This is a genomic window from Agrobacterium sp. rho-13.3 (assembly GCF_033957765.2).
In the GTDB taxonomy this organism is placed as follows: domain Bacteria; phylum Pseudomonadota; class Alphaproteobacteria; order Rhizobiales; family Rhizobiaceae; genus Agrobacterium.
In genome coordinates this window covers 636,362-658,120 of sequence record NZ_CP192775.1, presented here as the reverse complement: position 1 = coordinate 658,120, position 21,759 = coordinate 636,362, and the positions used below count along the sequence as shown (strand labels likewise).

Sequence of the window (21,759 nt, the reverse complement as noted above, 5' to 3'; positions counted from 1 at the left end):
ACGCTGCCGTGCCAATAACGCTGCGTCCAAAAAAGCAAATGGCAAAAATTCCGATTTGCATACTTGATATGCATCTCAATACATATTAAGTATGCGTCAAAATTAGGAGGAGGATGTATGGCGAACGTCGAAGTAGTCGATATCCGCAAGAATTTCGCGGCCGTAGAGATCATTAAGGGCATCAACATCAGCATTGATGAGGGTGAATTCGTCACGCTCGTGGGGCCGTCGGGATGTGGCAAGTCGACCTTGTTGCGGATGATCGCCGGTCTTGAACAGATCAGTGGTGGCGAGTTGCGGATTGGTGGCAAGCGGGTCAATGACTTGCCGCCGAAAGAGCGTGATATAGCCATGGTGTTTCAGAGCTACGCGCTCTATCCGCACCTTACTGTCGCAGAAAACATGTCTTTCTCGCTGATGCTGCGAAAAGCCGGTAAAAGCGAAATCGAGACCAAAGTGTCTCGGGCGGCTAAAATTCTCGGGCTCGATCCGTTGCTTCACCGGTATCCGCGAGAACTGTCCGGAGGTCAGCGGCAGCGCGTGGCCATGGGGCGTGCGATCGTACGTGATCCGCAGGTGTTTCTGTTCGACGAACCGTTGTCAAATCTCGATGCCAAGCTGCGTGTCCATATGCGGGCCGAGATTAAGAATCTGCACCAGCGGCTGAAGACCACGACGGTGTATGTCACGCACGACCAGATCGAAGCCATGACCATGGCGGACAAGATCGTCGTTTTGAACGCTGGCCATGTTGAGCAGATCGGGGTGCCTATCGATCTTTACGATAAGCCTGACAATGTTTTTGTGGCCGGGTTTATCGGGTCGCCCGCAATGAACCTTCTTCGCGGGGTTGTTCGTGGTGGCCGTTTCATCGCCAAAGATGGAGGATCTTGGCCGCTGGAGCGAACCGACCTTGAGGGTCGCGACATCACATACGGAATTCGTCCGGAGAACATGCGGATTGCTGCCGGTGGCGTAAACGCGCAAGTCGATGTCATCGAGCCGACCGGATCGGAGACCCACGTTTCCTTGTCCATCGGAGGGCAACACGCCCTTCTCCTTATCCGCGAGCGTATCGCGTTGCAGGTTGGCGAAACGATTTCGGTCCTGCCGGATATCTCGAAAATTCATGTTTTCGACGGGAGCACCGGTCGCCGTTTGTGACTGGTCGATAAACAAATTTATTCATCAACGGAACGGGAGGTTCAGATGAAATTCAGAGCAGCGCTTACAGCATTTTTATTGACGGCAACGTCAGGCGTCGCCTTTGCCGACACCACGGTGCGCATGTTGCATATCGAGACGAATCCGGAAGTCCTGAAAATCTGGAACGAGGCGAAAACCGACTTCGAGGCCGCCAATCCGGGTGTGAAGGTCGAATTCCAGGGAATGGAAACGAATGCCTTCAAGGCGCGTTTGACCACTCTGCTTCAGGCCGATTCCAAGCCAGACATCATCTACAGCTGGGGCGGTGGTCTGGTTGACAGCCGCATCAAGGCTGGCGTTCTTCAAGACGTGACGGCGGATGTTGATCCTAAATTTCTATCGACGCTTATTCCGGCAGGCGTGAAGAGCTACACGCGCGATGGAAAAATTTATGGTCTTCCTTACCTCACCACCGAAATCGGCTTCCTCGTTAATAAGGAACTGCTCGCCAAGGCCGGTGTCACCATCGACTCGCTATCGACCTGGCCCGGCTTTATCGAAGGCGTGAAAAAGCTGCGGGCGGCGAGCATTACGCCAATTGCGATCGGCGGCCAGGACAAATGGCAGTTTGGAAGTCTCTACGGATCACTGGCGCTTAAAATCGGCGGCGAAAAAGGCCTGAAAACAGCTATGAACGGAGAGGGCGGTGGCTTTACGGCGGACACCTTCGTCAAGGCGGGCGAAAAACTCAAGGAACTCGCTGAGCTGAAGCCTTTTCAGAGTGGTTACCTCAGCGCAAAGGCACAGACCTCCGGCAGCCTCTTTTCGGATGGAAAGGCTGCGATGTTGTTGTATGGCACGTGGTTCTTCCGCCTGAACCCGACACTTGCGGCAGACAAGGTCGGCCTTCCCCTGGAGAAGATGGAGTTCATCGGTGTGCCGAATGTTCCCGGCGGCGCGGCTACCGATAAAGAAGCAGTCGGGCAGCTGAACGGCTGGCTGTTTACCAAGGGCGCTTCGAAGGAATCCGTGAAGTTCATGGAGACCTTCCTGAGCCAGAAGTATCAAGAGCAACTTGCATCCGGCGGCTTCATCATTCCGGTTTCTGTCGCGGCGCAAGCCAAGATCACTCATCCTATCCAGGCGCGCGTGGCAAAGGCAATCAACGACCTGAGCTTCCTGCAACTGAACTATGATGTCCAGCTTGGGCCGAATGCTGGGGCAACGTCGAACGATATCGCCGTTGGTATCGCTGCTGGACAATATACGCCTGCTGACGCGGCGAAAATCCTCGAAGATGCCCGCAAGACGGACGCTTCATCCCAATAAACTCAACATCATAAACCTTTGAGGTGCCGCTGCGGCACCTCAAAGGACTGATCGGGTGACAACATGTCCATTTCAGCGCAAGCTCCAACAACAGGTTCTCCGCAGTCGCGAGAGTTCTGGACGGCCACAGTCTTCATCGTCCCGGCTCTTTTGGCATTCTCGATATTCGTCGTCTTTCCGATGGCTCAGGCTGGCTGGTACAGCTTCTTTAACTGGGATGGTTACGGAACGCCGACGGATTTCATCGGTTTCGGAAACTTTATCGAGGCGTTTCGTACGCCGGCCTTCAAGGTCGCACTTATCAACATCTGCTGGACGGTCGCAGCATCGGTATTCGTGCAAATTCCGCTCGGACTCGCAATGGCGCTGTTATTGGCCAACAAGTTGCATGGTGCGGTCTACTTTAGGCTCATTTTCTTTCTTCCCTACGTGCTGGCAGAAGTTGCCACGGGTCTAATTTTCAGCTTCGTCTATGACGGCGACTATGGCCTTCTCAAGCCGATTTTCGCTCTGTTCGGTCAGGATGCTCCCTATCCGCTCGCGGAGCCGGATACGGCTATATATGCGATCCTGTTTGTGGTTGTGTGGAAGTACTTCGGTTTCCACATGATGCTGATTATCGCGGGTCTGCAATCTATCGATAAGTCTCTGCTCGAAGCGGCAACGATCGATGGCGCAAGCCGCTGGCAGATCACGCGCTATCTTGTCGTTCCTTTGCTAGCTCCCATCCTAAAACTCTGCATTTTCTTCGCTGTTCTCGGTGCCGTTCAATTTTTCGACCTGATCATGCCTTTGACCGGCGGCGGTCCACTGGACTCCACACAAACCCTGGTCACCTACCTTTACACCAATGGCATCACCCGTATGCGCATCGGTTACGGAAGCGCCGTCGGCGTCGTTCTGTTCCTGATCTGCGTCGTGTTTGCCTTCACCTACAAGAAGTGGATTCTCCGCGATGAATGACGTGCGCGATCCATTCACGATCTTCAAATACTTCCTCCTCGCCATCGTGGCGCTGGTCGTCCTGATACCGTTGGTCGCGTCTGCGCTCGGTGGTTTCAAGTCTCTGCCGGAGCTACAGTCGAATGCCTTCGGGCTTCCCCAGACCTGGGATACGACAGCCTATCGTGGCATCCTCGTCTCCAGCAGGTTCTGGCTCTACCTCGGCAATTCGCTGATCATTACGATTTCTGCCGTTGTCCTCACCATCGCGCTGTCTTCGCTGGCGGCGTTCGCCTTTGCGTTCACCAAGTTCAGAGGTCGGGACAATTTGCTCAACTATTTCACGCTCGGCTTGATGTTCCCGGCGGCAACCGCTGCGTTGCCCATTTTCATCAATGTCCGAGATCTGGGCCTGCTGGACACATATCTCGGCGTGATATTGCCAAATGCTGCGTTCGGCCTAGCCATGAGCATCATTCTCTTCAGGCGGTTTTTCAAGGAAATCCCGGATGAATTGCGAGAAGCAGCACTGGTCGATGGTGCCAGTTACTTTTTCTTCTTCCGCCGGATCATTCTGCCGCTATCACGACCGATCATCGCCACGGTTGCAACGATCCAGTTCGTTCACTCTTGGAATAGTTACATCCTGCCGCTCGTGCTTCTCAATTCGGAGAGCAAATATCCTTGGCCGCTCGGAATCATGCAGTTCCAGGGGGAATACCTTCAGGAATGGAACGTGATCCTGGCATTCATCACGCTGACCTTGATTCCAACGATCGTGGTTTTCCTCGTCTGCCAGAAACACATCGTCTCAGGCCTCACATCCGGCTCGGTAAAGGGCTGATACTCTAGGAATAGGTGTTTTCATGTTCACCATGTTCACTTCACATTTCACGCGGCATTGGTTTGATCAACGCAGCCTGAACGTCTGGAGCGACAACTCGACCTTGCAAGCATGGCTTGATGTTGAGGTCGCTCTGGCAAAAGCTCAGGCAGAAGAGGGCATCATACCGGAGTCCGCAGCAGCAAAAATCGCGGAAATGGGCCGGAGCGAACTGTTCAATCTTGAACATATCTCGGCTGGCATCATCAGCACCATGCATCCGCTCGTTCCAGTGTTGCGCGAATTCGAAGGCCTTTGCGGAGAGGAAGCCGCAGGCATGTTGCATTGGGGCGTGACGACACAAAACATCTTTGAAACCGGAGCGGTCTTGCAGCTTCGGGAGAGCCACAAGATTATCATGGAAGGTCTGGAGTCGGCGCTCACCAAACTAGGCGTGCTGGCCCGTGACAATCGCGATGTGGTGCAGGCCGGACGAACCCATGGCCAGCACGCACTGCCGATTACCTTCGGCTTCAAGGTCGCCGCATGGCACGCGGAGCTTCGTCGTGAGCGTGATCTTCTGGCGTCTGCCGGAGAACAGGCGTTCGTTGTTCGTCTGGGTGGTGGCGTAGGAACATTTGCGGCCATGCTGGGCAACGGAACGAAGGTTCAATCCCGTGTCGCGGAAATCCTCGGTCTCGGCGTTGAGGACATTCCTGTCAGAAGCGCTTTCGACAGATTTGCTCACTACATATCGGTTCTGGGTCTGATTGCAGCGACAGCGCAGAAGATTGCCGAGGAGATCGTATTTCTCCAGCGCACCGAAATTGCAGAGGTGGAGGAGAGTTTCCACCATGGCAAGGTTGGAAGCAGCACGATGGCGCAGAAGCGCAATCCTCAAAAGTCTCAAAACCTCATCGGCCTGAGCAGGATGCTGCGCGGCAGGGTTCCTCTCGCGTTCGAATCCATGGTCCGCAACAATGAGGGTGATGCCTCGGCCAGCAACGTTTCCGACGTGCTTGTTCCTGAGGTGGCGGTGATCGGCGCCTCGGTCGTATGGCTTCTCGACAGCCTCGTCGGTGGGCTTACGGTCAATAAAGACCAGATGAAAAACAACCTTCGTCTCTCGGGAGGAATGATCCTTTCTGAAGCTGTGATGATGCAACTCGCCAATGTTCTCGGTCGCCACACCGCCCACCACGTCTTGTACGACGCAGCCATGGAAACGGTGGAACATGGCGGAAGCTTCGAAGACGCGATTACAAGGCATGAGAAAGTCCGCGAGTTGGCAGACAGCCTTGATCTGAAAACGCTTCTTGATCCCGCGTCCTATCTTGGCGAGGCAGGAAAGTGCGTCGACGAAGAAGTTGCACGCTAGCGCTAGTCTTCTTTTAGTGGTTCAACACCGGGTGTGCATACATCCAGTGGGAGTTGACGTGTGAAGAACGGAAAGTCATCGGTCGGTACGCCAAAAAGAGCATCGTGGTCTGGCGGCTGGGCGTCCCTTCGAGATTTTGAGGTTCTGCACGCTCTTATCGAGACGGGAAAGACAACGGCAGCCGCAGCGCGTCTCGGTATTGGGCAGCCCGCCGTCTCGCGGATGATTTCGCAACTCGAAGCGCGTTTTGGGAATCCATTATTCATTCGGGATGGCGCAGGGCTATCGCCGACAGCTGATGCTCTGGCGATCTACGAGGAAGTGGTCGCGATTCTGGCTTCCCTGAACAGGATCGAAACGTTTTCGTCGAGTTCAAGCGCCGCGGGCTCTCTTCGGATTGCCGTTCCGCCGACAATTGCCCATTGCCTGCTGGACGAACTGACGGCGAAGTTTCTCATCGAACACCCGGGTATTCATGTCACGCTGGATGTCATCACCACGCCGCAGGTTCTGGAATATATCATCGACGGACGCGCTGATCTGGGTTTGGCCGAGTTGAGATTGTCAGACCTTCCAACGAATGTTCGCAAAATACCCTATCGCAGATCGCAATATGTCTGTGCGCTGCGCGACGATCACCCGCTTGCCAGCAAGGAATCCATCGATCCCATCGATCTTCATGACCTCCCGTTCATCGCTTTGGTTAAGCGCAACTCAGCGCGGGCGATGATCGATCGGCATTTCTCGAAGGCCGGAAGCGCACCGAATGTTGTGGTTGAGACGTCCAACGCGGTGTCGGCGATCAATTATGTTGCCGCAGGAAACGGAATCGCAGTTGTGAATTCGTTTCCGTTGACAAGGATCAAACGCGAGCATGTGATCTATAGACCCTTCAACCCTACGATTTTCGGAGAGCTCGATATTTATCTTGCGAGCGGCTCTCGAGCGCGTGCGCTTCCGACCTTGTTCGCAGAGTTCTTGAAACAGAACTCAGTGCCGAAAGACATTTACTCCGACCCAATTTAGGGCGCTTGCTAGGCAAGGGACTGCGCGAACGAATTCAGGTTCAGGGCCAGTTATTCTCCGGCCCTGAGGGGGGGCGATCAGAACTTGATCAAGTTTTGAAAGACCAGAGCGTTTCTGGCTTGGATGAGGCGACCACCTTCAGCAATCTTGCCGACTTCGATGGGTGCAAATCCGAGGTCTTGTGTGAGAGAAGCGACGGCTGCGCTCGCCTCTGCATGGTCACTGGAAATGAAGATGACACGACGACCGCCAGCCGGCACGGGCGCGGTCAGACCCTGCATAGGGAGTTGGTTAAAAGCCTTAACCAGCTGTGCGCCAGGAACGCGATCCGCATTCACCTCCGACGATAGGCGACCTTGAAGTTCATGCTCCTGCACTTCTGGAGGAAGAAATGCCGAGTTCGTCACATCGATGACGATCTTTCCTGACCAGTCTGCGCGCAACTTGCCAACGTCCTTGAAGTTCAAGAACTGGACGGCAAAGAAAATGATGTCCGCTTCCAGAGCGTTTTCGATGGTCGATGGTTGAATGCTGTTGCCGAGACCCTCGACGGCGGAAACCACAGTCGATGGACCGCGTGTATTTGCCACAGCCACTGGGATGTCGTTTTTTGCGAAGAAACCCGCAAGTGTCAGGCCGACGTTACCTGTTCCGATGATGCTGTATGTCATGACATTCTCCATTTAAGATGCGGTTGTTGTGAGAGATGCAAGGGTGGACCGGGTTGCGGCGGCGGATGTGAGGGCGCCAAATTCCTCGACTGCCTTCTCGCCATAGTCGCCAGCGCGAGCGCGTCCTGCCAGCACGAAATTGACGTCGATAATACCAATCCAACCCAGAACCTGCCGCAGATAACCGCTTGCCTGATTGTACTGTTCGACCGGAGACCCCGGCGAAAAATCACCGCCCGTCGCGAGAATAATGTCAGCCTTCTTGCCGATGAGAAGACCCTTGTTATCGGTTGAGACTGTCACGCCGACGCGCACGATATGGTCGATATAGGCCTTCAAGACAGCCGGGATGGAGAAGTTGAACATCGGAGTGCCGATGACGATCTGATCCGCCGTCTGCAATTCGGCAACAAGGTCATTCGATACCTTGATTGCCGCAGCGCTCTCGGGAGAATGGGTGTCTGCCGGCGTGAACGCACCCATGATCCAGGGGAGATCGACAAACGGCAGATTGGTTTTCATCAGATCGCGGACGATCACCGTGCCGCCAGGGTTTTCGGTTTTCCACCGTTTCACGAACACAGCGGTCAGCTTGCGGGACGTGGAGTAGTCATATCGAGGACTAGCCTCAATCACGAGAAGCGTAGACATTTTTGACCTCTTGTTGTGTGTGCCGACGAGTGACGGTTTCTGCGCTCTGAAAAGGTGGAAGACGTTGTCCAGCCATTGGCCTAATCTGAGCAAGGAATGTATTTGAGCAGCCATGATTGGCCTTCCAGAGTTCACTGTTAACGACGTTGTGGATGTATTTACGCCCATTGCTCCATCTATGTAATTGACGTAATATCGCTGCTATCGATCTACTCTTTGGATGATCCCATGCTTGACGGCGTCACCATCAATCAACTCCGCACCTTCGTGGCCGTGTGTGATGCAGGAAGCTTTTCCGGAGGCGCGAAGAGCCTTTCGCGTGCGCAGTCTGCGGTCAGTCATGCCGTTGCCGCTTTGGAGACGGCATTGTCCGTGGAGCTTTTCGAGCGTGATACGCGGCGGGCGGAGCTAAGCCCGGCGGGGAAGAGCTTGCTCCCGGATGCCAGGGCGGTCATCGCCCGCACCGAGGAGATGAAGACCCGGGCTCGTTCGATTTTCACGTCGGGTGCTCCGCAGCTTTCAATCGCCGTAGACGTTTACTTTCCACGCAAACATCTGATTGCATGTCTGCAACAGATCAGTGTGGTATCACCCACCGCGATCGTGAACCTGCGAATGACAACGATGCAGGGCGGTGAGGCGCTGGTTCTGGACGGCGAATGCATGTTCGCGGTCACAGCTGCTGATGTTCCGGAGTTGAAACCGAGCGCCATCGAAAGGCATCGACTGTGCGATACGGTTATGGTGACGGTCTGCGCGCCATCGCATCCACTTGCCAGTCTCGGTGTTCCGGCGTCGCGTGATGAATTCAGCCGGCATGTTCAGATCGTCGTGACAGACAACCAGCCCAATTCTGAAAAATCATCCATCTCGGTCGCTGGAGAGCGGAAGTGGCTGGTGAACGAGCTTGGGGCGAAACACGACTTGCTTAAAGCGGGGCTTGGCTGGGGTCATATGCCGGAAGATGTTGTTGCCGACGATCTCGCCAGCGGAGCGCTCGTCAAGGTCGATCGGCACGCATGGCACTTGCGCCCATTGACGTTCATGATCTCGCGCCGGAGAGGTCATGCCCCGTCCCAAGCCGAAGATCAGCTCGTCAGTATGCTGGCTGGGGAAAGTGGTGTCGAACACCGTAGCTAAGAGCGTTGTCATCCGCCAGAGTCCGCATCCCATTGTCCGGCAAGATAGAGAGCCGCATGGTCATGCTCTACAAATTTTGCCGACAATGCCAAAGTCGATGTGTGTGGCTAGCTGCATGCATTTCTATCGCAACAAGCGCTGACGTCATCATCGATACCAATCGTGGTGTTGCCTTCGACGATACTTATCCGTGCTCGCCACGAGGGCTCGATCTCCTTGCCTGCGATGATATTGAGCAATGCCTCGGCAGCAGCTTCACCGATTGCAAGCCGAGGAACATCGACGGTGGTGAGCTTTGTGCGGACTGTGTTGGGTATCGAGGTTCCGTTAAAGCCGATAACGGATATCTGTTGCGGAACCGATATGCCTGCCTCGTGCAGATAGGCCAGACCGCCTAGCGCCATGGCATCGTTGAGATAATGAATGCCTTGAATATCGGGATATTTGGCAATCAGTTGCTCGGTCAGCAGGCGCCCGGAGGCGGCTTGCCTCGGCATGGCCTCGGAGATTTCAGAGACCAGTTCCAAGCCGTTGGCTGCGAGCGATGCACGCAAGGAAAGATAACGTCGGCGCGCGCACAGATCCTTCTCGAGCTCGGCTCCGACATAGGCAATCCGTGACAAGCTGCGCGATCTGAAATGGTTGGCCACCAAACAGCCAGCTTCATCATGCGACGGCCCGGCGCTGAAATCCAGGCTGCTGTTCTCGCAATCCCAGAGCTGCATGGCAGGACAATGCCGATTTTCAAGAAGGCGGCTTGCTTCATCGTTGCGAACCATGCCGCCGTTCAACAGGAGGCCTGCCGGTTGAAACGACAGCATGGCGCTGATGAGGGAGGCTTCGATTTCGGGGTCGAAATGGGATTCGCCCATAAATGTCTGAAAGCCTTGCGTCCTGAGAACCGAGGTTACGCCGCTCAAGACTTCCGAGAAGACCGTGTCGCTCATCGACGGAATGATAACAGCAACGAGGCGGCTTTTGCGTGAACTGAGTGATCCGGCCAGACTGTTGGGCAGATAGCCAAGATCTCTGGCGGCTTCGCGCACCTTGAGGCGCGTTTTCTCCGATATGTTGCCAACATTGCGAAGCACTTTTGACACGGTCATTTTGCTGACCGAAGCGCGCTCGGCAACGTCAAGCAGTGTGGCCACTTTTTGTGCCGGGATATACTGCATGCCGATTTTTCCTGAAAGGGTTCTTGACCCCGCTAAATGTTATCGATACCATCTGGACTAGGTTAACGATAACCCTTGCTACGGGAGACCGCAAGGAGATTGCTGACCGCGCCACATGCAGGAGGGTAGAGCTTACGGGAGAAATTTGTGTCGGGAGTGCGCAGATGGGCCTTCAACCTGTCTCGTGGTTGCTCTTTTCGAGGGTTGACCGTTCGACTTCCCGTGCAATGCGTCGCGCGTTGAGTGCGTAAAATGATAACATCAAGTGGAGGAATAATGATGGGATTGCGGAAATATATGTGCGCGGCGATTGCTGCGGTATCAATGGGAATTGTTGGCCTCGGCGCTGTTGCCGAAGCAAAGGCCGGATCGCTCAATGACATCATTTCCAGAGGCAAGGTTCGCATTGGAGTTCTGACCGGTGCGCCGCCGATGGGCATGGTGGATGAGCGCGGCAATCCGACTGGTTATGACGTCGACGTAGCCAACCTTCTGGCCGGATACCTCTCACTGCCGGTCGAACTGGTGCCGTTGACGCCGCCAGCACGCATACCGGCCTTGCAGACGGGAAAGGTTGATTTTCTGGTCGCCACTTTGGCTCCGACCGGAGAGCGCGCCAAGACCGTTATGTTTACGCAGCCTTACAGCGCCTTCAACATGGATATCATTTCCGGGCCTGACCAGAAGTTTACAAAACTTGCCGATCTTGAAGGCAAACGGGTGGCTGTCAATCGTGGCTCCTCTCAGGAAACTGCCCTGCGTAAAGCCGCTGTACCCGGCCTCGAAATTGTTGTCTTTGAAGATGACTCCACCAGCGCACAATCCGTTATCGCAGGACAAGCGGATGCCGTAGCCCTGCCTTCAACGGTGGGCGAAGCAATCATCAAGCAGCGGCCTGATGCGCAGTTGCAGGTTGGGTTCACCTTTTTCCAGCAGGGTAATTCCATGGCGACCAAGCTTGACGATTTCGAGCTGCGCCAGTGGCTGAATACATCGATCTACTTAATGAAGATTTCCGGCGATCTTGACCGGATTGCGATCAAGTGGACCGGTCGCCCGCTACCGACTTTGCCGACGTTCTGATCGAGCTGAAATCAGACCTGCCGGGGTATCGTGGCCCGGCAGGCATTCCACTCGACGGAGCCTGTAACAATGTCATACACTTTCCAATTTGGTGCCTTGGCACCTTACCAGAATGAAATTCTGGCCGGCATCTGGCTGACCATAAAACTTTCTGTTGTTTCGATCGTTCTCGGCGCTTTGGCCGGCACAGTGCTGGCATCTTTAAGGTCCACGTTTGGTCGACCGGTCCGTATCCTCGTGGATACCTATGTGGAGATCATTCGCAACACGCCGTTTCTCGTACAGCTGTTTATCGTCTATTTCGGTTTGCCCGGTCTCGGTTTGCGGGTTGGGGCAGACACGGCAGCATTGATTGGCATGACCATCAATCTGGCCGCCTATTCGACGGAAATCATCCGCGCCGGCATCGAAGCTGTTCACAAATCACAGATCGAGGCAGGCGAAGCGCTGGGTTTCACGCGGTTCCAGATTTTCCGGCATGTCATCATCATACCGGCTATTTCAAAAGTCTATCCGTCTTTGTGCAGCCAGTTCGTGCTGATGATGCTTGCTTCCAGTATTTGCTCGGCCATCTCGACCCGCGAGCTTGCCGCAGTCGCAGCCTTTGTCGAGTCCCAGACCTATCGTTCTTTTGAGGTCTACATTGTTGTGACCCTGATCTATCTGGCACTCGCACTCACTCTGCGCGGAGTGCTTGCGCTTCTGGGCATGTGGCTGTTCGGCCGTCGGGTCGCCCGCCGTACGTTGACGCAATTACCAGAGGTGCGCACATGACACTTCGCAGTTTCGGTTTAAGCGAATTTGGTTTTCTTCTTCAAGCTCTGCAATGGACAGTGCTGCTCACGATCATCGCGCTTGCCGCTGGTGGCCTGTTGGGTTTCGTTATCGCTTTGGCGCGCACATCGCGTTCTCAACCCGTTCGCATAGCCGCCGCTACCTATATCCAGATCATCCAGGGTATTCCCGTGTTGATGATCCTGTTTCTTTCTTATTACGGTCTTAGCCTCGCGGGACTGGAATTGCCGCCTTTGGTCGCTGCGGGAGCATCGATGGCGATCTATGCCTCGGGCTATCTTGCGGAAATCTGGCGCGGATGCATTCAAGCCGTTCCCAAGCAACAGTGGGAGGCCTCGGAATCTCTGGCGATGTCGCCTTTGCAGCAATATCGCTACGTTATTCTGCCGCAAGCGATCCGCATATCACTGCCACCGACGGTCGGTTTTGCCGTTCAGGTGGTCAAGAATACCTCGGTCACGTCGATCATTGGCTTTGTTGAACTGGCCCGTGCGGGCACGCTCATCAACAATGCCACGTTCCAGCCTTTCAGGGTCTTCGTGGCGGTCGCCATTCTTTATTTCGCCGTTTGCTATCCACTATCCCAACTCTCGCGTTGGCTGGAAAAGAGGCTTCATGTCGGAAGTAGTCGTTGAAAATGTTCACAAGAGCTTTGGTGCCCTCGAGGTTCTCAAAGGTGTGTCTCTTACTGTCGGACGCGGTGAAGTCTTCGCCCTGATCGGTCGGTCCGGTTCCGGTAAAAGCACGCTTCTGCGCTGCATGAACGGGTTGGAAAAGATCAACTCCGGAAAGATCGAGATTGCCGGACATCCGCTGGGTGGCGATGCGAAATCACTGCGCAACCTGCGCACCGACGTCGGTATCGTCTTCCAGAGCTACAATCTCTTTCCGCATCTCAGTGTCGGCGAAAACATCATGTTGGCACCCCGGATCGTCAAGGGTGTGGCCCGTGGGGAGGCGTTGCAGATCACGCAGGAGGTGCTGCAACTGGTGGGTCTTTCGGAGAAGTTTGATTCCTACCCGGATCAACTGTCCGGTGGGCAGCAGCAGCGCGTTGCCATCGCACGTTCTCTTGCCATGCGGCCCAAAGTCATGCTGTTCGACGAGGTGACATCCGCACTCGATCCCGAACTGACGGAGGAAGTTCTGTTGGTTATGGAGCAGCTTGCGCGTGATGGGATGACGATGATCCTCGTCACGCATGAGATGGCTTTTGCCCGTCGAGTGGCGACGAACACGATCTTTATGCATCAGGGACGCATCTGGGAGGCCGGACCGTCCCGCGATCTTTTCGCCAATCCACAGACGCCTGAACTGCGGCAGTTCGTGAAGGCTGACGTAAAATAAGTGATGCCTTTGTCGGGTCCAGACCAGGCTGGTGTTTTCATAGGAAATATGATGCACCATCATGTGATGGGTCCGACATAATTATCAGCGCTAAGGGAGGAAACGATTGTGACCAAGACGGCGAATGATGGACGGGGAAAGGTCGCGCTTGTGACCGGTGGTGGCACGGGAATTGGCCGGGCCATCTCCAAGGCACTCGGTGCGGCAGGCTATAAGGTGGTGATTTCTGGGCGGCGCGCAGACGTGCTGGAAACGGCTGCCGCGCAACTGTCTGGTGAGACTGGCGGCGAGGTCGTAGCGCTGACCGCCGATGTCGGTGATCCTGCATCCGTACAGGGGCTTTTTGATGCTATTTCAACCCGTTATGGCAGGCTTGACCTGCTCGTAAACAATGCCGGCGTCAGCGTTCCCAACGTATCTTTGGAGGACATCCCCTTCGCAGATTGGACTGCAATTGTCGCCGCCAATTTGACGGGCGCGTTCCTGTGCACGCAGCACGCTTTCCGCTTGATGAAGAGCCAAACTCCGCGCGGTGGCCGGATTATCAACAACGGTTCAATCTCTGCGACAACACCACGGCCCAACAGCGCGCCTTACACTGCGACCAAACACGCCATCACTGGTCTGACGAAATCAACGGCTCTTGACGGTCGCGAGTTCGACATCGCCTGTGGCCAGATCGATATTGGTAATGCAGCATCCGATATGACCACGAAGATTTCCCAAGGTGTCTTGCAGGCAAATGGAATGCTTGCAGCGGAAGCCACCATGGACCCGGTGCATGTGGCCGATGCCGTACTGTATATGGCGGGTCTTCCATTAAGCGCAAATGTGCTGACAATGACGGTTATGGCGACAAAGATGCCGTTTGTCGGACGGGGATAATCCAGACCCTTTTCTGTCCCGTGATTACAAAATGTCGCGCTCCAGAATCTGGTGCGCGACATTTTGACGTTTAGGCTTCATCCGCGGATTACAGGCTGTACTCGTTAGCCAGCGTTACGTGATGATGAATTCGACCTTCGAAGAATTCGGCCAGAACCTCCTCGGTCGCGGCGCGTGCTTCACTGCGCACCGGGCTTGCCAGGGCTTCTTCTACCGCTTGCAGGTTGGGATAGTTAATTGCGAGGATCATCGGCAATTCTGGTGCGCCTTCGTCGCGAGCCTCGGCAAACGAAACGCGGACATCGGTTGCCTGCGGAAATTGCTGCCATTTTGGCAGAATACGTTCGATGACGGCCTTGCGAAACGCTTCGGTTTTGCCTTCTTTGACCTTGCCTTCGAACAGTGCGTAGCGGGTAATCATTCCAAATTCTCCCTTTTTGGTCCCCGAAAAAACTCCATAAGTGCCGCCTGATCCTCGCCGCCCAGCCCAGCGGCTGTCAGCATTCGATGAATCTCGGCACACATAGCTGTCAACGGCATTGCCGTGTTGGTGCGGCGGGCAAGGTCCTGCGCGCCGTTCAAATCTTTCACCATGTTGTCGATGCGGCCGGTGCGGCGGTAATCTTTCGCCACGAAGCGCGGCATGTATTCCTGGAGAATGGCGCTGTCGGCGCGTCCTCCTTTCAGCGCCTGCGGTATCTTGGCGGCGTCCACGCCTGCGTCGAGGGCAAGCTGTGTCGCCTCGGCAACCGCCAGAAAGCCAAGGCCGCAGAGCACTTGATTGATCAGCTTTGTCGTCTGCCCGGCTCCAACCGGTCCCATATGGGTGTAGTTGGTCGATACATGTTTGAGCACATTATGCGCGTCCGCAACATCATCCACCGAACCCCCGGCCATCAGCGTCAATGCACCTGTCAGAGCCTTTGGCGCCCCACCCGAAAGCGGACTGTCCACCCACCGAAGACCTTGTTCCGCCGCTTCAGCAGCCAGTTGCTTCGTCACATCAGGGTCGATGGAGGACATGTCGATAATCAATGTTCCGGGCTTGGCGCCAGCTATAATGCCGGTTTCGCCAAACACAGCCCGGCGCACGATGCTCGGGGAATTAAGACTTAAGATAACATAGTCACTGACGGCTGCGGCCTCGGCAGCGGTATTGGCAGCAAACGCGCCGTGGTCGACCAGTGCCTGAACCTTTTCGGAATTCGGATCAAATACGACGAGATGATTGCCCGTTTGGGCAAGGCGCGTCCCGATAGCGCCGCCCATGGCACCCGCGCCAATCAGCGCGACCCTGTTGCTCATGGTGAATTCTCCTCCAGTTTGGTGACGATATCGTCGACGAGCGCGGCCAGAGGCTGATCGATATCGACGGTGATTGCAGTTTCGTCCGGTGCTGGTGGTTCCAGAGTGGCGAACTGGCTGTCGAGCAAGCTCGTCGGCATGAAGTGACCAGCCCTTGCACCCATCCGCGCCGAAATCAGCGCCTTCGTACCGGCGAGATGCACAAAGATGACCGGCGCGGCAGCCTCTTTGCGGATAAAGTCACGGTAGCACCGCTTCAACGCCGAGCAGCCGATGATCAAAGTCTTGCCAGATGGCGCCAGCTTTTGTCCGACGAGCGAAAGCCATGGCCACCGGTCGGCATCCGTCAAAGGTTCGCCGCGACTCATCTTTTCGATGTTGTGTGCGGGGTGCAGGTCATCGCCATCCAGATAAACCCCGCCGAGCTCTTGCGCGAGTGCAGCGCCGACAGCAGATTTTCCCGAACCTGCCACGCCCATCAATACGATGCGCAATTCCATGTCAAAGTGACGCGGTTATGCCGCCATCGACATACAATATATGGCCATTGACGAAAGATGAGGCTTTGGAGGACAGAAAGATGCAGGCGCCAACAAGTTCTTCCACATTGCCCCAGCGACCGGCCGGCGTGCGTTTTTCAAGCCATGCGGAGAACGCCGGATCAGCAACGAGAGCGGCATTCAGCGGGGTGTCGAAGTAGCCGGGTGCGATGGCGTTGCATTGCAGGCCATATTTCGCCCAATCGGTTGCCATGCCTTTGGTCAGGTTGCCGACAGCGCCCTTCGTTGCCGTATAAGGGGCAATGCCGGGGCGGGCGAGTGCTGTTTGAACGCTGGCAATGTTGATGATCTTGCCGGTGCCACGCTTGATCATGTGGCGGGCAACAGCCTGGCCGACATTGAAAACGGTTGAGATGTTCGTCTTCAGCAGGCGCTCGAATGCATCCGCCGGGAAATCTTCAAGCGGCGTGCGGTGTTGCATGCCAGCATTGTTGACGAGAATATCGATAGCACCGTGCTCGGTTTCGAATGCATCGATGGCAGCGCGAACAGCCTCATGATCCGTTGCATCGAATGCGAGCGTATGCTGGGCGCCAAGGCTTTCGGCCGCAGCCTTCAGCTTGGCTTCATCGCGCCCGTTCAGGATAATTTCGGCACCTGCTGCGGCAAGGCCACTTGCCAGTGCAAAACCAATGCCCTGCGAAGAGCCGGTGATCAGGGCGCGTTTGCCCGTCAGGTCGAAGAGTTCAGTGCTCATATATCCTCCCGAAGCGTTTATCGCTTGGTCTTAACTAAAGGCGATCTGGGTTTTCATCGATTGCCCCTTATCCAAGGCAATTTCAAAAGCCTTGGGTGCATCCGATAATGGCAATGTGTGGGTGATCAATGGTTTGACATCAATCAGCCCGCCTTGCATCAACCGGACGGCGGTGGCGAATTCCTCGTGAAAACGGAAGGAGCCTCGCAGGTCCAGTTCCTTGGCAGTAATCGCCATCATGGGCAGCGACATATCGCCACCAAGGCCAAGCTGGACGATAACACCACGCGGACGCAGCGCCTGGATGCCGCTGATAAGGGCGGGTGCTGCACCCGAGCATTCGTAGAGAACGTCGAAATAGCCCTTGTTCTGACTATATGGCACAAGGCCTTCCGGGTTTTCAGAGAGGTTTACCGTATGGTCAGCACCAACGGTGCGCGCAAAGCCCAGCGCCTTTTCAGAAATATCCGCAGCAACGATCTCACTGGCCCCGGCACGACGGGCGGCGAGAATTGACAATGCGCCAATCGGCCCACAACCGGTGATGAGAACGCGCTTGCCCAGGATTTCACCTGCGCGGCGCGTTGCATGAAGCGTGACCGAAAGCGGCTCCGCCATCGCGGCTTCGCCCGCCGTCAAACCTTCCGCCTTCACACACTGGCTGGCCTTGGCAACCAGCCGTTCGCGAAACGCACCCTGAATATGCGGGAAGGGCATGGCCGATCCATAGAACCGCATGTTGAAGCAATGGTTCGGCAGTCCTTTGTGGCAATATTCGCAAGAACCGCAGGGACGTGACGGTGAAACGGCAACGAGGTCGCCGATTGCAAGCCCGGAGACGCCTTCGCCAAGTGCTGCAACATGGCCAGAAACCTCGTGACCAAGGATCATTGGTTCTTTCAGGCGGACGGTGCCGAAGCCGCCATGGGCATAATAGTGCAGGTCAGACCCACATATGCCGCCGGTGGCCAGGCGGATTTCCACCTCGCCCGGTCCAAGTGCTTCAACGGCGCTTTCTTCGATCCGCAAATCTTTTGGCGCATGAATAACGATCGCTCTCATCGGATGCCTCACAAAACCGGAGTGGGAAGAGGGCGGCCAGTGAAATGCGCCGAGAGATTTTCAAACACGAGCGCACCCATCGCCTTGCGGGTTTCCACGGTGCCGGACGCCATATGCGGCTGTAACAGCACATTGTCGAGAGCGAGGAATCGCGGATTGAGTTTCGGTTCGCCTTCGAAAACGTCGAGTGCGGCAGAGCCGAGTTTCTTGCTTTCCAAAGCGTCGAGCAAAGCCTCTTCGTCGATATTGGAAGCACGGGAGATATTGATCAGCATTCCCTCCGGCCCCAGCGCTTCGATCACCTTGCTGCCGACGATATGGCGCGTTTCGGCGGATGCCGCGAGTGTGACAAAGAGGAAGTCGGAGCGTGCCGCAAGCTCGACCGTATCGGCAATGAAAGTCCAGTCCTTGGCAAAGTCTTTCGGCCCGGTATCGCTGTAAGCAATATCCATATCGAAACCAGCAAGACGCTTGGCGACCTCAAAGCCGATACGGCCAAGACCAAGCACGCCGACCGACTTGCCATGGACACGGGATTTCAGCGGATAGAGACCCTTCGAGGCCCAGTTGCCGCTCTTAACCCAGCTCTCGCCGCCGATCACGCCGCGCGCCTGCGCCAGCAGCATGGCGACGCCGAGATCAGCGACGTCCTTGGTCAATACGTCAGGTGTGTTGGTGACGCGAATCCCGCGTTCGCGGGCGGCATTGAGATCCACTGCATCGAAGCCTACGCCATAGACACTGATGACCTCAAGATTTGGCAAGGCGTCGATCATTGCACGGTTGGCGCCCAGTTCACCACGGGTAGCAATGCCGCGAATGCCGTTTCCATGTTCCTTCAGGAAATCAGCCTTGTCTGAGGCTTCGAAATAGCGGTGCATGGTGAAGTTGGCGTTCAGGCGCTCCTCGTCCCAGGCAGGGTAGGGGCCAACCTGAAGGATTTCGATCGTGCTCAAGATATTTCCTCCAATTCCAATTTTGTTATCGATAACATAATGAGCTTTGTCGCTTTGTCTAGTCCATTTTTCCGACAAATCGGCGAAATGGAACTCAAGCGTTGCTCGTTACATGCACTCCGCAATTTCCCGCTTGACTTATATGTTATCGATACCATAGCGTTGGAAATCACGCTTTGGGAGGAGCAGATGGGGAGCAGTAAATTTCTGGAGTTCCGTGCCGTCTCGAAGGATTTCGGAGGCACGAAGGCGCTCACGGATGTGTCGCTTGAGGTGGGGCGCGGAGAGATTCTGGCTTTGCTCGGCGAAAATGGTGCGGGCAAGTCTACGCTCATCAAGACGCTGGCCGGAATCTATAAGCCTGATGGCGGCGAGATTCTTTTTTGTGGTGAGCCTTATCATCACCGCCCTCCAAAGCCCAACGAGCGTCAGCCGGTCGCGTTCATTCACCAGGATCTCGGTCTTATCGAATGGATGACCGTGGCGGAAAATGTTGGTTTGGCCCAAGGCTTCTCCTTGCGCAGCAAATTGATCTACTGGAATGCCACGGCGCGGCGCACCGCCGAGGCGCTAAAGCTCGTAGGTTGTGACTTCGATCCTTCGACACGGGTGCAAAACCTGACCCGAACAGAAAAATCGCTGGTCGCCATCGCTCGGGCGCTGGCTGTCGAAGCCGACGTTCTCGTGCTGGACGAGCCGACTGCCAGCCTTCCCGCCAATGAGGTCGAGCGTCTTTTCGATGCTATTCGCCCGCTGAAGGAACGCGGTGTGGCGATGATTTACGTGTCGCATCGTCTGGACGAAATTTTCCGCATTGCGGATCGCGTGGCCGTGCTGCGCGACGGTTGCCTCGTGGGAAATACGCCAGTCAAGGACACCAACCCGGACGAATTGATCCGTATGATCGTTGGTCGAAAAGCGGATCAGCTTTTCGCCAAGGCCCATACGACGCCGGGCGAAGTTCTGGTCGATATCAAAGATCTGGCCTGCCGTGGTGCTGGTCCGGTTTCCTTCGATCTCAGGCACGGCGAACTGCTCGGGCTTGTCGGATTGCGAGGAGCGGGGCAGGAACTTATTGGCCGGGCGTTGTTCGGTGCAGAGCCCGCCACCGGAGACGTGACGATCCGTGGCATAACGCCCGACCTTCGAAACCCCGAGACAGCAATTGCCTCTGGCATCGGCCTGATTGCGCGTGACCGTACCGAAGAATCGGTCGCCATGTCACTGTCATTGCGTGAAAATACATTCCTCAATCCAAAGGCCTCCGGGCGCGGTCTGAAAGCGTTCTTGTCCCCTGCGCGGGAGGCGGAGATGGCAAGGGCCATTGGTGAAACGGTGGGCTTGCGACCAAACGATCAGTCACTGGCAATTGAAGCGCTGTCCGGCGGCAACCAGCAAAAAGTTGTCGTTGGTCGCTGGCTGACAACCGGGCGCAAGTTTCTGATCGCCGAAGACCCGACCGCGGGCGTCGATGTCGGTGCGAAGGCCGATATCTATCGGCTGATCGCCGCAGCTGTTGAAAGCGGGCTCGCTGTTCTGGTGATTTCCACCGACTTCGAAGAGATCGCTCATATCTGCCACCGTGCGCTCGTCTTTTCGCGCGGGACGATCGTGCGTGAGCTTACCGGCACCGAACTGACCACGTCAGCTGTCATTGCTGCGGCCTCCGCTTCCGAAGTGGCCTGATTTTCTGGAGAAAGACCATGCAATCCATTCAATCCAACGCGCTTGAACCCACAAAATCAGAGCTTCAGGGTCTGTCGACAGGCGAAAAATTGAAGCGCCTGTTGCCCGTCTACGGTCTCGTGATCCTGACGGTGCTGCTTATTCTGGTTTTTTCGGTCCTCTTGTCCGATACGTTTCCGACGCTGCTCAACCTGCGCTCGATCATTGCCAACAAGACCATCATTGCCATTTTGTCGCTTGCGGCGATGATTCCCATGGCCTGCGGTCGTATCGACCTGACAATCGGCTACGGCATCGTGTTGTGGCATATTTTGGCGATCAGCCTGCAAACCATGTACGGATTTCCATGGCCGATTGCCGTGTTGGTTGTCTTGGTGCTCGGGGCTTTGACGGGGTTGCTCAATGGCCTTCTCGTTGAGGTCGCCAAGATTGACAGCTTCATCGCGACCTTGGGTACTGGCACGGTCATCTATGCTATCGCGCTTTGGTACACGGGCGGTCGCCAGGTGGTGGGTGTGCTGCCGGATGGGTTCCTTGCGCTCAACGGAACGCTTCTTTTCGGCCTGCCGATTACCGGCTTCTACGTGCTGGCACTGGCACTCATCATGTGGATCGTGCTCGAATATCTGCCGATTGGCCGTTACACCTACGCGATTGGTGCCAACCCCAAGGCCGCAGCGCTGAATGGTATCCCTGTTCGCAAGTTCGTCGTTGGTGCTTTCATTGTCTCTGGCGTGCTGTCGGCTGTGGCCGGTGTGCTTCTGGCGTCCCGGCTGCGCATCGGTCAGGCAAGCGTTGGGCTGGAATATTTGCTTCCTGCGCTGGTCGGAGCATTTCTAGGCTCGACCACCATCAAGCCGGGGCGGGTCAATGTCTGGGGCACGATGACCGGGGTTATCATCCTTGCCGTCGGTATCGCGGGTATTCAGCAGTTTGGCGGCTCTTTCTTTGTCGAACCACTCTTTAATGGCGTCACGCTGCTGGTTGCCATTGGCATCGCTGGTTATGCCCAGCGCCGCAGGGGAATTGTCGGCGCACTCAAGCCCAAAGGCATTTCACCGCCACCAGCAGAAAAGTCATCCTGATAGACCAAGTGCATCGC

General features: G+C 55.8%; 23 protein-coding genes. 14 read left to right on the top strand and 9 right to left on the bottom strand.

The genetic code is table 11. From position 1 onward, the window contains the following. Positions 1 to 117: 117 nt before the first annotated feature. From RMR16_RS17930 to RMR16_RS17905, 6 genes are all read left to right on the top strand, one after another. Positions 118 to 1,164 (top strand): ABC transporter ATP-binding protein, encoded by a 1,047-nt coding sequence (locus RMR16_RS17930; protein ID WP_320198671.1) that lies wholly within the window; start codon positions 118 to 120, stop codon positions 1,162 to 1,164. A gap of 45 nt (positions 1,165 to 1,209) precedes the next feature. Then, positions 1,210 to 2,475 (top strand): extracellular solute-binding protein, encoded by a 1,266-nt coding sequence (locus RMR16_RS17925; protein ID WP_320198670.1) that lies wholly within the window; start codon positions 1,210 to 1,212, stop codon positions 2,473 to 2,475. Between the two features lie 63 nt (positions 2,476 to 2,538). After that, positions 2,539 to 3,438: a carbohydrate ABC transporter permease gene (locus RMR16_RS17920; RefSeq protein WP_320198669.1), complete on the top strand. Its 900-nt coding sequence runs from the start codon at positions 2,539 to 2,541 to the stop codon at positions 3,436 to 3,438. Next, a complete protein-coding gene (locus RMR16_RS17915; RefSeq protein ID WP_320198668.1) occupies positions 3,431 to 4,261 on the top strand; it encodes a carbohydrate ABC transporter permease in 831 nt (276 codons plus the stop codon). The genes RMR16_RS17920 and RMR16_RS17915 overlap by 8 nt, the downstream gene beginning before the upstream one ends. Before the next feature lie 22 nt (positions 4,262 to 4,283). Beyond that, positions 4,284 to 5,618: a class-II fumarase/aspartase family protein gene (locus tag RMR16_RS17910; RefSeq protein ID WP_320198667.1), complete on the top strand. Its 1,335-nt coding sequence runs from the start codon at positions 4,284 to 4,286 to the stop codon at positions 5,616 to 5,618. 60 nt (positions 5,619 to 5,678) lie between these two features. Then, positions 5,679 to 6,644 (top strand): LysR family transcriptional regulator, encoded by a 966-nt coding sequence (locus RMR16_RS17905; RefSeq protein WP_320198666.1) that lies wholly within the window; start codon positions 5,679 to 5,681, stop codon positions 6,642 to 6,644. Between the two features lie 77 nt (positions 6,645 to 6,721). Here RMR16_RS17905 and RMR16_RS17900 read toward each other — a convergent pair whose 3' ends face one another. Continuing rightward, positions 6,722 to 7,315 (bottom strand): NADPH-dependent F420 reductase, encoded by a 594-nt coding sequence (locus RMR16_RS17900; RefSeq protein ID WP_320198665.1) that lies wholly within the window; start codon positions 7,313 to 7,315, stop codon positions 6,722 to 6,724. A 12-nt stretch (positions 7,316 to 7,327) separates the two neighbouring features. Beyond that, positions 7,328 to 7,966: an FMN-dependent NADH-azoreductase gene (locus tag RMR16_RS17895; RefSeq protein WP_320198664.1), complete on the bottom strand. Its 639-nt coding sequence runs from the start codon at positions 7,964 to 7,966 to the stop codon at positions 7,328 to 7,330. Between the two features lie 228 nt (positions 7,967 to 8,194). Here RMR16_RS17895 and RMR16_RS17890 point away from each other — a divergent pair, with 228 nt between their 5' ends. After that, on the top strand, positions 8,195 to 9,106 hold the full coding sequence (locus tag RMR16_RS17890; RefSeq protein ID WP_320198663.1) for a LysR family transcriptional regulator: 912 nt from the start codon (positions 8,195 to 8,197) through the stop codon (positions 9,104 to 9,106). A 107-nt stretch (positions 9,107 to 9,213) separates the two neighbouring features. Here the strand turns inward: RMR16_RS17890 and RMR16_RS17885 are convergent, their stop codons facing one another. Beyond that, positions 9,214 to 10,281: a LacI family DNA-binding transcriptional regulator gene (locus RMR16_RS17885; protein ID WP_320198662.1), complete on the bottom strand. Its 1,068-nt coding sequence runs from the start codon at positions 10,279 to 10,281 to the stop codon at positions 9,214 to 9,216. 297 nt (positions 10,282 to 10,578) lie between these two features. Here RMR16_RS17885 and RMR16_RS17880 point away from each other — a divergent pair, with 297 nt between their 5' ends. The 5 genes from RMR16_RS17880 (at position 10,579) to RMR16_RS17860 (ending at position 14,391) form a co-directional block, all read left to right on the top strand. After that, complete coding sequence (locus tag RMR16_RS17880) at positions 10,579 to 11,364, top strand: transporter substrate-binding domain-containing protein (protein ID WP_413785966.1); 786 nt, start codon at positions 10,579 to 10,581, stop codon at positions 11,362 to 11,364. A 69-nt stretch (positions 11,365 to 11,433) separates the two neighbouring features. After that, positions 11,434 to 12,138, top strand: coding sequence for an amino acid ABC transporter permease (locus RMR16_RS17875; protein WP_320198661.1), 705 nt, complete (start codon positions 11,434 to 11,436; stop codon positions 12,136 to 12,138). Continuing rightward, a complete protein-coding gene (locus RMR16_RS17870) occupies positions 12,135 to 12,794 on the top strand; it encodes an amino acid ABC transporter permease (protein ID WP_320198660.1) in 660 nt (219 codons plus the stop codon). Before RMR16_RS17875 ends, RMR16_RS17870 begins: the two co-directional genes overlap by 4 nt. Then, complete coding sequence (locus RMR16_RS17865) at positions 12,775 to 13,506, top strand: amino acid ABC transporter ATP-binding protein (RefSeq protein WP_320198659.1); 732 nt, start codon at positions 12,775 to 12,777, stop codon at positions 13,504 to 13,506. The genes RMR16_RS17870 and RMR16_RS17865 overlap by 20 nt, the downstream gene beginning before the upstream one ends. Positions 13,507 to 13,614: 108 nt before the next feature. Continuing rightward, the gene (locus tag RMR16_RS17860) at positions 13,615 to 14,391 is read left to right on the top strand and encodes an SDR family oxidoreductase (protein WP_320198658.1); all 777 of its coding nucleotides are present in this window, start codon (positions 13,615 to 13,617) and stop codon (positions 14,389 to 14,391) included. An 88-nt stretch (positions 14,392 to 14,479) separates the two neighbouring features. On the opposite strand, the gene RMR16_RS17855 is transcribed toward RMR16_RS17860, so the two are convergent. The 6 genes from RMR16_RS17855 to RMR16_RS17830 are packed head-to-tail and all read right to left on the bottom strand — an operon-like array spanning position 14,480 to position 18,971. Beyond that, a complete protein-coding gene (locus tag RMR16_RS17855) occupies positions 14,480 to 14,812 on the bottom strand; it encodes a hypothetical protein (RefSeq protein ID WP_320198657.1) in 333 nt (110 codons plus the stop codon). Then, positions 14,809 to 15,696 (bottom strand): NAD(P)-dependent oxidoreductase, encoded by an 888-nt coding sequence (locus RMR16_RS17850; RefSeq protein WP_320198656.1) that lies wholly within the window; start codon positions 15,694 to 15,696, stop codon positions 14,809 to 14,811. Before RMR16_RS17850 ends, RMR16_RS17855 begins: the two co-directional genes overlap by 4 nt. Next, on the bottom strand, positions 15,693 to 16,196 hold the full coding sequence (locus RMR16_RS17845) for a gluconokinase (protein ID WP_320198655.1): 504 nt from the start codon (positions 16,194 to 16,196) through the stop codon (positions 15,693 to 15,695). Before RMR16_RS17845 ends, RMR16_RS17850 begins: the two co-directional genes overlap by 4 nt. Before the next feature lies 1 nt (position 16,197). Next, on the bottom strand, positions 16,198 to 16,953 hold the full coding sequence (locus RMR16_RS17840) for an SDR family oxidoreductase (RefSeq protein ID WP_320198654.1): 756 nt from the start codon (positions 16,951 to 16,953) through the stop codon (positions 16,198 to 16,200). 30 nt (positions 16,954 to 16,983) lie between these two features. After that, positions 16,984 to 18,015, bottom strand: coding sequence for an L-idonate 5-dehydrogenase (locus tag RMR16_RS17835; RefSeq protein ID WP_320198653.1), 1,032 nt, complete (start codon positions 18,013 to 18,015; stop codon positions 16,984 to 16,986). An 8-nt stretch (positions 18,016 to 18,023) separates the two neighbouring features. Further along, positions 18,024 to 18,971: a 2-hydroxyacid dehydrogenase gene (locus RMR16_RS17830; RefSeq protein WP_320198652.1), complete on the bottom strand. Its 948-nt coding sequence runs from the start codon at positions 18,969 to 18,971 to the stop codon at positions 18,024 to 18,026. Between the two features lie 189 nt (positions 18,972 to 19,160). On the opposite strand from RMR16_RS17830, the gene RMR16_RS17825 reads away from it, so the two are divergent. Both RMR16_RS17825 and RMR16_RS17820 read left to right on the top strand, forming a co-directional pair. After that, positions 19,161 to 20,657: a sugar ABC transporter ATP-binding protein gene (locus tag RMR16_RS17825; protein ID WP_320198651.1), complete on the top strand. Its 1,497-nt coding sequence runs from the start codon at positions 19,161 to 19,163 to the stop codon at positions 20,655 to 20,657. Positions 20,658 to 20,674: 17 nt separating this feature from the next. Continuing rightward, entirely contained in the window at positions 20,675 to 21,742 is a 1,068-nt protein-coding gene (locus tag RMR16_RS17820; RefSeq protein ID WP_320198650.1) for an ABC transporter permease, read from the top strand. Positions 21,743 to 21,759: the final 17 nt, after the last annotated feature.